We start from the raw sequence: 12,633 nt of genomic DNA, 5'->3' as shown, positions 1-12,633 counted from the left end.
GATTGGGTTTGATGCAAGACCTTGTGGGAGCGATCCTGCTCGCGATGAGGCCCACTCAGCCTACGCAAAACCTATGATTCAGGGCCGCTCCAGCGCACTCACCAGGTCATGAAACGCTTCACGATTGGAATCGTTCAGCCCCATAAGGATCTTGTGGGCTTCGAGCACCTTGATCCGCACTTCCTCTTCCGACTGATCCTGATCAGGTAGATCGTCCAGGCACTCAGGACATGGCACGGGATCGCCCACGATATTGAACACCTGGTCGAAGCCCATGGATTGCAGCAGACGGGTGATGTCGTTGTGGGTGGTGACGACGGTCGGCAGCAGGCCGACCTTTTGCCGCGACAGGATCGACAGCTTGGCCAGCAGGCCCAAGGTGGTGCTGTCGATGCTGCGGGTTTCGGTCAGGTCGATCACGATCGCGTTGAAGTTCAACGCGGTGAAGATCCGCTCAATAGTCGCATCCAGCGCCGAACAGAGGGTCAGGCGCACTTCACCGACAAACTTCAGGACAAAGGTGCCGTCCTGCTCGGCGAACTGGATTCTACCGGTACTCATCAAAGATTCCTGCTCAACACTAACAGGGCGATATCATCCGGCATCTCCCCTAGCGTGGCTAATCCAAACACTTGACGCAAGCCTTCCAGGCTGCCGCCCGCTGCGCTTACCCGTTCAGGCAAGGCCGCTTCTTTCTCTTTGAGTGTAGGTTCTGACAAAAGGTCCAGAATGCCATCAGACATCAGCGTCAGACTGAAGGTCGGCGGCAGTTCCAGCACGTGGTCTTCGTAGGTCGCCTCATTGAACAGGCCAACCGGTAAACCACGCCCTTCCAGATAACGAACACTGTCTGGCGTATACAACACAGGCAATGGCAAATGACCGCCGATGCTATAGGTCAACAAACCCGTCTCCTCGTCGATGACTCCACCGACCATTGTGACGTGTTTGCCCAGCTTACAACTGATCAGGCCCCGGTTGATATGCCCAAGGACTTCTGAGGGCTTGAACTCTGGCAGTGTGCCGTTGCGCTTGGACTCGAACAACAGACGCGTGGTCATGAACTTCAACAGCACCGTCACGAACGCTGACGATGCGCCGTGGCCGGAAACGTCCGCCAGGTAGAACGCCACGCGACGTTCATCTACCCGGAAATAGTCCACAAAATCCCCCGAGAGATACAACGACGGGATGATCTGGTGGGCAAAACGGAAATCATCGACGGTCCAGGGGCTGACCGGCAACATGTTCATCTGCACCTGGCGGCCGGCGTTCTGGTCTTCCTGCAACAGGTTCAGGCTGGCTTCCAGCTCGCGATTTGCCGTTTCCAGTTTTTCGCGGTAACGCTGGTTCTCCACCAGCAGGCGTGAACGGTCCAGGGCACGGCGTACGGAGTGCTCCAACACGGCCAGGTCTTCGAGGGGCTTGATCAGGTAATCGGCCGCACCCAGGCGCAAGGCCTCGACCGCATCGTTCATCACGCCGGCGCCCGAAACCACGATGACCGGGGTCTGCGAGGAAAGCTCAGTGACCTGACGAATGAGTTCGAGTCCGCCCATCTGCGGCATGCGCAGGTCGCAGATGACCAGGTCGGGCTTGTCTTGCTCGAATACCTGAAGACCCTGTTGGCCGTTGCTGGCCTGCAGGACGCTGAAACCACTGTCTTCCAAGTAGGCTGCGAGGCTGGCTCGCACCACTTCGTCATCATCGATTATCAGCAGCGTGGCACTGGTTTTTGGCATGTGGGCAAACGGCGCCAGAATTAGGTTGGCGTAGCGGGCTGGGCAACCGGGCCTGGCGCTCACTACTGGATTCGCTTTCTAGCCTCTCTGTCGTACCGCATTCAGGTCATTGCCCTACACACAGTTACATCAGAGGTGCCCTTCTAAGGCGCAGACGGTACTCCCATCCGCGGGGTGTTTCAAGCTCACGCAGATAGCCGCTTGCCGTGTTTATTTGTCAAAGTACAGAGAGTTATAAGAAATGAGCGAAGCGTAACTCAATGGAAGGTTCGATCCCTGCCAAAACGGCGTGCAGAAGCAAAGAAGGCGGCCTCCAGGGCCGCCTTCCTGGCGTGCAGGTCGAAATCAGAAATCGTCTTCGACCTGGCCGTCCTTGACCTTGAATTCGCGGTTCTGCAGGAAGGCGTTGCGGATAAACACATACTTGTCGCCGCTCACCAGCTTTTCGGCAGACAGCAGGCTGGCGCGGGTGTCGACGATGTTCAAGCCGAAGATCGAGTTACGCACCGAGACGTTGTCGATATAACGATAGGGGGCCGTGTAATCATCGACAAGCTTGGCCGGCGCGTCGCGCAGGGTGCTTGGCCCCAACAACGGCAGCATCACGTACGGGCCGCTGCCCACGCCCCAGTAGCCAAGCGTCTGGCCGAAATCTTCGTCGCTGCGTTGCAGGCCCATATGGGTGCCCACATCGAAAAAGCCCAGCAGGCCAAAAGTGGTATTGAAGATCAATCGGGCAGTGTCGACCCCGGCGGCAGCCGGCTTGGCCTGCAACACGTTGTTGGCCAGGTTGCCCACGTCACCGATGTTGCGGAACATGTTGTGGATACCGTCTTCGAGAAACTGCGGCGTCACGTACTGATAACCCTGGGCCAGCGGCTTGAGCGCGTAGGTATCAACGGTGTCGTTGAAGGTAAAGATCGGGCGGTTGATGCTTTCCCAAGGATCTTCTTCCGTAGCGGCCTGGGCGGCGAACGGAACCAGCAGGACGCAGGCAGAGAAACACAACTGAGCTAGACAATGGCTCCAGCGCATAGGGGAAAACTCCTTGGATTATTCAGGCAAGGGCGCCGAGCCCAGGCGGTAAGGGCGCTAGTATAAAGCGGAACGCCTGGATAGACAGCACTGAAAGAGAAGCTGACTGTAGGATCTTTCCGCCATCCGACGCCATCACTTCACTGTCATTGGACTGTCATTGAGGAAGGTTAGGCTGCGAGATATTTCAAGGATGCTCCCATGCCCCGCGCCGAAACCCTGCCCCTGCCCGCCCCCAGCCTGACCGCCGTACTGTTTGGCTTGAGCGGTTGTCTGGTGGATTTCGGGGCAAGGGCGCGACAGTCAGGAGCAATCCCCACCGAGCATTCGCAGCCAACCCCCGGCGCCCTCGAAAGCCTGCGTCTTTTGCAGCTTCAGGAGACTCCCTGCGCCTGGCTCGACGAGCTGCCACCCGCCGTCAGTCATAGCCTGGCAGCTTCGTTACCGGCGTGGATCAAGCCCCCGCAACTTCCAGCAACAAATTATCCGTGGCCGGCCCCACATGCCTGCTGGCAGGCCTTGATGGCATTGAACGTCCAACAATTGGACGGTTGCGTGCTGGTCAGCGGCGAGCCGCGTTTGTTGCAGTCGGGGCTCAATGCCGGCTTGTGGACCATCGGGCTGGCCTCCTGCGGCTCGCTGTGTGGCCTGGCACCGAACGAATGGCAGGTCTTGAGCCAACAGGAACGGGAGACCAAGCGTGCCAAGGCCACCGTGCAGTTGTTCGGCCTGGGTGTGCATTCAGTGATTGATCACCTGGGTGAACTCGACACCTGCCTGGCGGATATCAGCCTGCGTCGGCTCAAAGGTGAAAAGCCCTGACCGAGATCATGCAGGGTGCACGAGGGTGGATTACTCTTAAAGGCAAGCCACGGACTTTTGACGCACCGTCGCGGTCCATGGCTGTGCCTATCAATAAAGGGAGTACGCCAATGCCTGCCCGCGAACTGCAGAAACAACTTGATGAACTGCGCGAGCAATTGGAACAGAACCCGCCGCTTTCCGAGCCGGAGCGCGAGAATCTGCATCAACTGATGATTCAGCTCGAAGCCGAGATCGAACTGGATAATAAGCTTCAGAATGCCGACTTGGTCGATGGCGTGAACCTGGCCGTCGAGCGCTTCGAACTGGATCACCCCACTATTGCCGGAACGCTGCGCAACATCGTGCAAGCCTTGGGCAATATGGGGATCTGAACCCTTCAAATGCAAAAAGCCCTGCTATCGCTAGCGGGGCTTTTTCAGTTTTCACGATATGAAACGCCTTCCCCTGTGGCAGCGGGCTTGCTCGCGAAGACGATGGTACATCCAACACAGATGTCGACTGACACACCGCATTCGCGAGCAAGCCCGCTCCCACATCAGATCTTTATTGCCGGACCAGGCGATGGTTCGGCAGTTGTACCTCTTCGGTACTGCGATACGGGTTGATGTCCAGCCCACCCCGGCGCACATAACGCGCATACACCGTCAATTTTTCCGGTTTGAGCAAGCGCTGCAGGTCGAGAAAGATCCGCTCCACGCACTGCTCGTGAAAATCCGAATGCTGGCGGAAGCTGACGATGTAGGCCAACAGGCTGGCAGGGTCCAGCGCCGCACCACGATATTGCACCGCCACGCTGCCCCAGTCCGGCTGGCTGGTCACCGGGCAGTTGGATTTGAGCAGATGGCTGTGCAGGCTTGCCTCCACGATGCGCGAATCATCGCAACGCAGCAGCTCCGGGCGCGGATGCTCGTAAGAGTCGACGGTGATGTCCAAGTCATCGATGCACACGCCGGGCAATGCCACGACACCTTCACCTTCCACGTCCTTCAGGCTACGGATCCGCACCCCCACGGGTTTGCCCGCAGCCGCAGACAAGTCCTGGCGCAGGGTCGCTTCCAGGCTCGCGGTATCAGCGAATGGCGTCTGGTTCAGCGAGTTGAGGTACAGCTTGAAGGATTTGGATTCGATGATGTTCGGTGAGTCCGCCGCAATTGCGAATTCGCCAATGGCCACTACCGGTTTGCCGGACGGCAGCAGCCACGACAGCTCGAAGCAGTTCCAGAAATCCACGCCCTTGTACGGCAGGGTCTCGGCCGTCAGACCCAGCTCCGCCCATTTCGCGGTGCGCGGGATCGGGAACAGCAGTGACGGCGTGTACGTGGCGATGTATTCGCTGGATTTGCCCAGCGGCGAATGTTCGGCTGCGGGATGCATGACGGAAACCTGACTGAAGAATCAGCAGATTCTATCAGCCTTTGCCGCGGCCTTTGAGTGATTACTGACTGACTGTCAGGTCACCTTTCATCCCGGCCTGGTAATGGCCGGGGACGTTGCAGGCAAATTCCAGGCGGGTGGCTTTGTCAAAAGCCCAGGTCAGCTCAGCGGACTTACCCGGCTCAACCAGCACGCTGTTAGCGTCGTCGTGGCGCATCATGTCGTCTTTACCACCGTGCTCCATCGAGGCCGGATTCATCGAGGCATGGTCCATTCCCGGCTTCATCCCGGTCGGCGTCAACAGGCCGCTCTGTTGCATCCTGAGCATTTGTTGCTGGTGCTGGGTATGCATCGCGGCGTTACCGAGGTTGAATTCGTGCAACAACTGGCCTTTATTGATCAGTACAAACCGCACCGTCTCGCCCGCCTTGATATCCAGCGTGCCAGGATTAAACGACATGTCGCCCATCACCACCTCAATGGTGCGACTGGCCTTGGTCGCCAGTGCAGGCTGGCCGAAATCAAAGTGCTCACCCGGCGACGCCCACAAAGAGGTACTTAATACCAACGCAGAGGCAGCCAGGATCAGACGGTTTAGCATCAACATGTTCATACTCCGACAAGGTAAGGTTTAACTTACCCAAGACTCTAGATCGGTGCCGCTGCCAATTGACTGACAGTTGCATTACAACTCTGTCAGGTTGGGCCACGGCCACGCCCAACACGGTATAACGCCCTCGTGCCAACAACGCCTTGAGCTGCCCATGAAACTGCTGATCGTCGAAGACCAAACCAAAACTGGCCAATACCTGCGCCAGGGCCTGACCGAAGCCGGGTTCAACGCCGACCTGGTGGCCGATGGCATTACCGGCCAGCAACTGGCCTTGAGCGGTGAATATGCCTTGCTGATCCTCGATGTGATGCTGCCCGGCCGCGATGGCTGGCAGATTCTGCAGGCCGTGCGCGGGGCCGGCCTGGATACCCCGGTGCTGTTTCTCACCGCGCGGGATGCGGTTCAGGATCGCGTGCATGGCCTGGAGTTGGGCGCCGACGATTATCTGGTCAAACCCTTTGCATTTTCCGAACTGCTGGCGCGAGTGCGCAGCCTGTTGCGCCGGGGCAGCTCGACGCCTCAGGAAACCAGCCTGCGACTGGCAGACCTGCGCCTGGACCTGATCCGCCGCCGCGTCGAACGCAGCGGCCGGCGCATCGACCTCACGGCCAAGGAGTTCGCTTTGCTGGAGCTGCTCCTGCGTCGCCAGGGCGAGGTACTGCCCAAATCCCTGATTGCTTCCCAGGTCTGGGACATGAACTTCGACAGCGACACCAACGTCATCGAAGTCGCAATACGGCGCCTGCGAATCAAGATCGACGATGACTTTCCCAGCAAGCTGATCCACACCGTGCGGGGCATGGGGTATGTCCTTGAAGAGCGCAACCTGTGAGGTGGCGTTGGTCGCTGAGCAGCCGGCTGGCGCTGCTGTTCGCCGCCTGTACCGCCGTGGTGTCACTGTTTGCCGGCGTGCTGTTCAGTCGGGGCAGCGAGGCGCACTTCATCGAACTGGATCAGCAACTGCTTGAAGGCAAGCTGATCGGCCTGCGCCGCGCCCTGCAAGGGCTTGATGCCGAGCAAACCAAAAGCCGTCTGGCAGATGAACTCAGTCGCCAGGCCGACCTGGCCTTGCGCATCAAAAGCAGCGATGGGGTGCGCTGGTACGACAATTCGCTGCGGATTCCGGCGCAATTGCCGGAGCGTCCTGGCCTGTCCACCCTCAGCGATGCCGACACTGACTATCGGGTACTGAATGCGCCGCTGTACGCCGACCGCCCGGACTCGCCGCAACTGACGCTGCTGCTGGACATCACGCATCACCAGCATTTCCTGCAACGCATGCAGCGCCTGATCTGGCTGACGGTCGGCCTGTCCGCCCTGGCTACCGCCCTGCTCGGCGCCTGGGCCGCCCGGCGCGGCTTGCGGCCGTTGCGGCGCATGGGGGCCATCGCCGGCAGCGTCTCGGCCCGCTCCCTCAATGCCCGACTGCCGGAAGAACACATGCCCGCCGAACTGGCGGAACTGGCTCACAGCATCAATGACATGCTCCGACGCCTCGACGATGCGTTTCAACGGCTCTCGGCGTTCTCTGCCGACATCGCCCATGAATTGCGCACCCCGTTGTCGAATCTGTTGACCCACACCCAGGTCACCCTCACCCGCGAACGCTCGCTGGAGGACTATCGCGAAGCGTTGCACAGCAATCTTGAAGAGCTGCAATGGATGGCGCAGTTGGTCAACGACATGCTCTATCTGGCCAAGGCTGACCACGGCTTGCTGGCACCCAGCCGCGAACCGCTGGAACTGGCTCAGGAAGTGGATCTGCTGCTGGAGTTTTTCGCGCCGCTGGCCGAAGACGTCCACGTTCGTTTAAGCCGCGAAGGCAACGCTCGCATCGAGGGTGACCGCAGCATGTTGCGCCGGGCCCTGTCCAACTTGCTGGACAATGCTTTGCGCTTCACGCCTGACGGTGGCGAAGTACGGGTACGTATTGTCGAGGGTGTTCAGCAGGTGCATGTGAACGTGGAGAACAGCGGCGAAGGGATTTCAGCGGACTTGCTGCCGCGCCTGTTCGATCGTTTCTATCGCGCCGACCCGGCTCGCCAGGAAGGCAGCAGCGAACACGCGGGGCTGGGACTGGCCATCACCCGCTCGATCATCCGCGCCCATGGCGGGCAGATCCGCTGCGAATCGGCCGATGGCTGGACGCGGTTTTTGATTGAGTTGCCGAAGGGGGATTAAGCCCGACGCAACCCCCTGCGGCGAAGAAACTTATATGTAGGAGCAAGGCTTGCCCGCGATGCAGACGCCTTGTTTCCCCCGCAGACCGCGTCGTCTGCATCGCGGGCAAGCCTTGCTCCCACAGCGGAGTCTTCAGCAAGCCCTTCTGCCACAGAGGTCTGTGCAGCATCAGGAATAGCGCAACGCCTGTGCCGGCTCGACCTTCGCCGCACGCCAGGCCGGGTAAACCGTGGCGAGAAAACTCAGGATGAACCCGGCCGAGCAGATCAGCAGCACATCACCGCGTTGAAGCTCCGAGGGCAGGTTGCTGACGAAATACACGTCGGAACTGAAAATATGCTGGCCCGTTACCCTTTCCACCCAACCGACCAGGTCACTGACGTTCAAGGCCGCAATCACCCCGAGCACGCCGCCGATCAGTGTGCCGACCACGCCAATCACCGTGCCCTGGACCATGAAGATCGCCATGATCTGCCGCGGCGTAGCGCCGATGGTACGCAGGATCGCGATATCCGCGCCCTTGTCGTTCACCACCATGATCAGGGTCGCGATGATGTTGAACGCCGCCACCGCGACGATCATCAATAACAGCAGGCCGATCATGGTTTTTTCCATCTTCATGGCACTGAACAGGCTGCCCTGAGTGTGGGTCCAGTCGTCGGCCTTGTAGCCCGCGCCGAGGCCTGTGGCGATGTCGCCGGAAACCAGCGGCGCGGCGTACAGATCCTTGACCGCCAGGCGCACGCTTTGCACCTGATTCGGCTGCCAATGCTGCATTTGCGCGGCGTCGGCCACGTGGATCAACGCCATGGAGCCATCCAGCTCGGCGCCAACCTTGAACACGCCGACCACATTCAAGCGCTGCATCCGCGGAGTGATGCCGCCCGGCGCAGTACTGATTTCCGGCACGATCAGGGTCAGTTTGTCACCGACGTTCAGACGGAAGCGCCGGGCGGTGATTTCGCCGATCACTACGCCAAATTCGCCCGGTTTCAAGGCATCGAGACGCCCCTGGACAATATGCTGGGCGACAATCGACACCTTGCCTTCCTGGGCCGGGTCGATGCCGCTGATCTGGATCGGCTGCATCGCGCCTTTATGGCTGAGCATGCCTTCCATTTCAGTAAACGGCACGGCGGCGATCACCTCAGGATTTTTCAGCGCCGCGGCGGCCACCGGCTGCCAGTCGTCGATCGGCTTGACGCCGACGATGGTGGCGTGGGGCACCATACCCAGAATGCGCGAGCTCATTTCGCGCTGGAAGCCGTTCATCACCGACAGCACCACGATCATCGCCAGCACCCCCAGGGCGAGGCCGATCATCGAGGTCATGGAAATGAACGAAACAAAGCGATTGCGGCGCTTGGCGCGGGTATAGCGCGTGCCGATGAAGATCGATAACGGTCTGAACATTCGCGGGGCACCGTATGAAAATAAAAGACCCGGCGCTTGCAGCAAGCGCCTGGTTCCGGTCGGTCAAATGGGCGTCAGGCAACCTTCCTGCAAGTGCAGGACGCGATCCATCTGCCGGGCCAGGTTCATGTCGTGGGTCACCACCAGGAACGCGGTACGCATCGAGGTACTGAGTTCCAGCATCAGGTCCTGAATGCCTTGGGCGGTGTGGGAGTCGAGGTTGCCGGTCGGCTCGTCGAGCATCACCAGCCCCGGCTTGTTGACCAGGGCCCGGGCGATCGCCACGCGCTGGCGCTCGCCACCGGACAGCTCGGCCGGCTTATGTTCCAGGCGATGACCCAACCCGACTCGCTCCAGCAACGCCGTTGCCCGTTGGCGGGCTTCGGGAATCGCGGTGCGACCGATCAACAACGGCATGCAGACGTTTTCCAGCGCGGTGAACTCGGGCAGCAAATGGTGGAACTGGTAAACGAAGCCCAGGGAACGGTTGCGCAGCAGGCCACGGGCCTTCTCGTTCAGCGCCGAGAGTTCCTCGCCCGCCAGCCAGACACTGCCGGCAGTCGGGGTATCGAGGCCACCCAACAGATTGAGCAAGGTACTTTTGCCCGACCCGGAGGTGCCGACAATCGCCACACGCTCGCCCGGATGCAGCTCCAGCTGCAGGCCCGACAACACCACCACCGACTCCGGGCCTTCCTCGTAGGATTTGCCCAGGTTACGGCAACTCAAGATTGCTTTTTCACTCATGCCCGACTCACTCATAACGTAACGCCTCCGCAGGCTGGGTGCGCGCGGCACGCCAGGCTGGATACAGGGTGGCGAGGAAACTCAGGACCAACGCGGCGCCGCAGACCATCAACACATCGTCTGTCTGCAACTGCGACGGCAAGTAGTCGATGAAATACACGTCGGCGTTGAGAAACTTGTGCCCGATCAGGCCTTCGAGCGCGGCAATCGCGGCGCTGACGTTCAGCGCGGCAAACATCCCGACCAAGGCGCCGACGACCGTACCGATCACACCAATGACCGTGCCCTGGACCATGAAGATCCGCATGATCTGCCCCGGCGTGGCGCCGAGGGTGCGCAGGATGGCGATGTCGCCTTTCTTATCGTTCACCACCATTACCAGGGTGGAGATGATGTTGAACGCGGCCACGGCGACGATCAGCAACAAAAGCAGGCCGATCATGGCTTTCTCCATGCGAATCGCCTGGTACAGGTTGCCATGGGTGCGCGTCCAGTCCCGGGCGTAGTAGCGGTCTTCGCCAAGTTGCTGGGCGATGGTCCAGGCAACCCGCGGTGCCTGGAACAGGTCGTCGAACTTCAACCGCAGGCCCTGGACCTGATCCGGCTTCCAGCGATGCAGGCGAGCCAGGTCCTGAAGATTGGTAACGCCCAGGTAACCGTCCAGCTCTCCGGCGCCGACATGGAAAATGCCGACGACGGTAAAGCGTTTCATGCGCGGGAACATACCGCCCGGGGTCACAGTGACTTCCGGTGCCACGAAGGTCAGCTTGTCGCCGATGGCGGCGCCGAGCTTGGCCGCGGCCTTGTCACCGATGACGATGCCGAAACTGCCTGGCGCCAGGTCGTCGAGTTTGCCCTGCTTCATGAAGTTGTCGATGATCGACACCTGCCGCTCAAGCCCAGGGTCAATGCCATTGAGCAATACCTTGGAAACCTTGCCATTGTGGGTCAACAGCCCTTGCATCTGGGTGAACGGCGCAACGGCCAGCACCTGCGGGTTCTGCTTGACCTTGGCGGCCAGGCTCGGCCAGTCGCTGATGGCTTCGCCGGTTTCGAGGGTGGCGTGGGGCACCATGCCCAACACGCGGGTGCGCATTTCATGGTCGAAACCGTTCATCACCGACAGCACGACGATCATCACGACCACGCCAAGGGCCAACCCGATGATTGAAGTCAGGGAAATGAACGATACGAAATGATTGCGACGCTTTGCACGGGTATAACGCGTGCCGATAAATACGAAGAGAGGTCTGAACATGTCGGGGCTTGTTCGGAGGGAAAAGGAACGTCCTTGTGGCGGGGGTCACAAACCAGCTTTACACTCAGACCACCGCCGCTACCATGGGTTCGCCATGTCGACATTAGATGAAGAAGATCGCCGCGAATACTACCGTATCGAGGACACGATCGCACTGGAAATTCGGCCCCTCTCCATTCCTGAAGCTGCTGGCCAGGAAGTGTTGCAGGATGCTTCTCCACTGTTCAATCTGCTCAGCGAACTGCACCTGAGCGAATTCGAATCGCAGCACCTGCTGCGCCAGATCAGCGAACGCGAGCGCAGCATCGCCGCGTACCTGAAAGTCATGCACAAACGCATCGACCTGCTCAGCCAGGTCATCGCCCTGACCGCACTCGGCGAAATCGGCGAGCCGCAGCCGGTGATCATTTCCGAAGGCGGCATCGACTTCCAATACCCCAGCCCCATTGCCGTCGGCGCGCACCTGTCGATCAAGATGGTACTGATGCCCCAGGCACTGGGGCTGTTGCTCCGGGCCCGGGTTACTCATTGCGACCCCAAGGGCGATGGCTATGACGTGGGCACCGAGTTCGAACGCCCCACCGACGCCCAACGTCAGTTGCTGGCCCGGTACATCCTGCAGAAACAGGCGCAAGAGAGACGCCTGGCGCGAGAACTGAACGAATCAGGTATCAATAAGGAAGAACCGTGACCCTCATTTATGGCCACCGCGGCGCCAAGGGCGAAGCGCCAGAAAACACCCTGAGCGGTTTCCAGGAGTGTCTCAAGCACGGCGTGCGCCGATGCGAGCTGGACCTGCACCTTTCAATGGATGGCGAGTTGATGGTGATCCACGACCCGACCCTCAAGCGCACCACCGATCGCCGGGGCAAGGTGGTGGAGCATTCGGCCGCCGAGCTGGTGACCTACGATGCGCGCAAGGGTGGCCCGGGCTGGATCAAGCCGTGCCCGATCCCGCGCCTGGAGGAACTGTTCGAAAAATGTGATTTCGAGCACTGGCAACTGGAGGTCAAGAGTGCCTCACGCACCCGCGCCGCCGCCACCGTGCTGGGGATCCGCGAAATGGCCCAGCGTTTCGGGTTGCTGGACAAAATCACCATCACCTCTGGCTCCCGGGAAGTGCTCAAGGCCGCCCTGGACCTGACCCCGGATATTTCCCGCGGGCTGGTGGCCGAGTACGCCTGGCTCGACCCGCTGAAGGTTGCCCAAAGTTATGGCTGCGAGATTCTGGCGCTCAACTGGACGCTGTGTACGCCGGAACGCCTGATCAAGGCCCAGCGTCAGGGGTTGCATGTGTCGGTTTGGACCGTCAACGAGCCCGCGCTGATGCGCAGGCTCGCCGACTTCGGCGTTGACAGCCTGATTACAGACTTTCCCGGTTTGGCCACTGCCACCCTCGAGAATTGCTGAAATCGGTCTCCCCGGCCGGCTCAGGCCACCGGCCG

14 protein-coding genes are annotated in these 12,633 nt (G+C 60.2%); 6 read left to right on the top strand and 8 right to left on the bottom strand.

All coding sequences use genetic code 11. The features are described 5' to 3' along the window. Positions 1 to 78: 78 nt before the first annotated feature. The 3 genes from rssC to MA884_RS10400 form a co-directional block, all read right to left on the bottom strand. Complete coding sequence (gene rssC, locus MA884_RS10410) at positions 79 to 561, bottom strand: anti-sigma factor antagonist RssC (RefSeq protein WP_047227232.1); 483 nt, start codon at positions 559 to 561, stop codon at positions 79 to 81. Beyond that, entirely contained in the window at positions 561 to 1,742 is a 1,182-nt protein-coding gene (gene rssB / locus MA884_RS10405) for a two-component system response regulator RssB (RefSeq protein ID WP_047227231.1), read from the bottom strand. Before rssB ends, rssC begins: the two co-directional genes overlap by 1 nt. Before the next feature lie 345 nt (positions 1,743 to 2,087). Continuing rightward, the gene (locus MA884_RS10400; protein ID WP_256230417.1) at positions 2,088 to 2,777 is read right to left on the bottom strand and encodes a VacJ family lipoprotein; all 690 of its coding nucleotides are present in this window, start codon (positions 2,775 to 2,777) and stop codon (positions 2,088 to 2,090) included. 201 nt (positions 2,778 to 2,978) lie between these two features. Between MA884_RS10400 and MA884_RS10395 the strand changes: the two genes are divergently transcribed. After that, positions 2,979 to 3,599: an HAD family phosphatase gene (locus tag MA884_RS10395; RefSeq protein ID WP_256230415.1), complete on the top strand. Its 621-nt coding sequence runs from the start codon at positions 2,979 to 2,981 to the stop codon at positions 3,597 to 3,599. 110 nt (positions 3,600 to 3,709) lie between these two features. Then, entirely contained in the window at positions 3,710 to 3,973 is a 264-nt protein-coding gene (locus MA884_RS10390; protein WP_256230414.1) for a DUF4404 family protein, read from the top strand. 172 nt (positions 3,974 to 4,145) lie between these two features. Here the strand turns inward: MA884_RS10390 and queF are convergent, their stop codons facing one another. Both queF and MA884_RS10380 read right to left on the bottom strand, forming a co-directional pair. Continuing rightward, positions 4,146 to 4,976 carry an NADPH-dependent 7-cyano-7-deazaguanine reductase QueF gene (queF, locus tag MA884_RS10385; protein ID WP_256230413.1) on the bottom strand — a complete coding sequence of 277 codons (831 nt, stop codon included), beginning with the start codon at positions 4,974 to 4,976 and terminating at the stop codon, positions 4,146 to 4,148. Between the two features lie 61 nt (positions 4,977 to 5,037). Further along, positions 5,038 to 5,583 carry a plastocyanin/azurin family copper-binding protein gene (locus MA884_RS10380; protein WP_256230412.1) on the bottom strand — a complete coding sequence of 182 codons (546 nt, stop codon included), beginning with the start codon at positions 5,581 to 5,583 and terminating at the stop codon, positions 5,038 to 5,040. Positions 5,584 to 5,740: 157 nt separating this feature from the next. On the opposite strand from MA884_RS10380, the gene MA884_RS10375 reads away from it, so the two are divergent. Next, a complete protein-coding gene (locus MA884_RS10375) occupies positions 5,741 to 6,421 on the top strand; it encodes a heavy metal response regulator transcription factor (RefSeq protein WP_256230410.1) in 681 nt (226 codons plus the stop codon). Further along, positions 6,418 to 7,770, top strand: coding sequence for a heavy metal sensor histidine kinase (locus tag MA884_RS10370; protein WP_256230408.1), 1,353 nt, complete (start codon positions 6,418 to 6,420; stop codon positions 7,768 to 7,770). Before MA884_RS10375 ends, MA884_RS10370 begins: the two co-directional genes overlap by 4 nt. 168 nt (positions 7,771 to 7,938) lie before the next feature. Here MA884_RS10370 and MA884_RS10365 read toward each other — a convergent pair whose 3' ends face one another. The 3 genes from MA884_RS10365 to MA884_RS10355 form a co-directional block, all read right to left on the bottom strand. Then, positions 7,939 to 9,183, bottom strand: a complete 1,245-nt coding sequence (locus MA884_RS10365; protein ID WP_256230407.1) for a lipoprotein-releasing ABC transporter permease subunit — start codon at positions 9,181 to 9,183, stop codon at positions 7,939 to 7,941. Between the two features lie 63 nt (positions 9,184 to 9,246). Then, entirely contained in the window at positions 9,247 to 9,930 is a 684-nt protein-coding gene (gene lolD, locus MA884_RS10360; RefSeq protein ID WP_162843734.1) for a lipoprotein-releasing ABC transporter ATP-binding protein LolD, read from the bottom strand. Between the two features lie 7 nt (positions 9,931 to 9,937). Next, on the bottom strand, positions 9,938 to 11,188 hold the full coding sequence (locus MA884_RS10355) for a lipoprotein-releasing ABC transporter permease subunit (RefSeq protein WP_047227222.1): 1,251 nt from the start codon (positions 11,186 to 11,188) through the stop codon (positions 9,938 to 9,940). A 94-nt stretch (positions 11,189 to 11,282) separates the two neighbouring features. Here MA884_RS10355 and MA884_RS10350 point away from each other — a divergent pair, with 94 nt between their 5' ends. Continuing rightward, positions 11,283 to 11,879: a PilZ domain-containing protein gene (locus tag MA884_RS10350; protein WP_256230406.1), complete on the top strand. Its 597-nt coding sequence runs from the start codon at positions 11,283 to 11,285 to the stop codon at positions 11,877 to 11,879. Further along, the gene (locus tag MA884_RS10345) at positions 11,876 to 12,598 is read left to right on the top strand and encodes a glycerophosphodiester phosphodiesterase family protein (RefSeq protein WP_256230405.1); all 723 of its coding nucleotides are present in this window, start codon (positions 11,876 to 11,878) and stop codon (positions 12,596 to 12,598) included. The genes MA884_RS10350 and MA884_RS10345 overlap by 4 nt, the downstream gene beginning before the upstream one ends. The last annotated feature ends 35 nt before the right edge of the window (positions 12,599 to 12,633 follow it).

It is taken from the genome of Pseudomonas sp. Q11, from assembly GCF_024494355.1.
GTDB classification, from domain to species: Bacteria; Pseudomonadota; Gammaproteobacteria; order Pseudomonadales; family Pseudomonadaceae; genus Aquipseudomonas; species Aquipseudomonas hefeiensis.
This window is presented reverse-complemented; position numbering and strand designations above follow the sequence as displayed.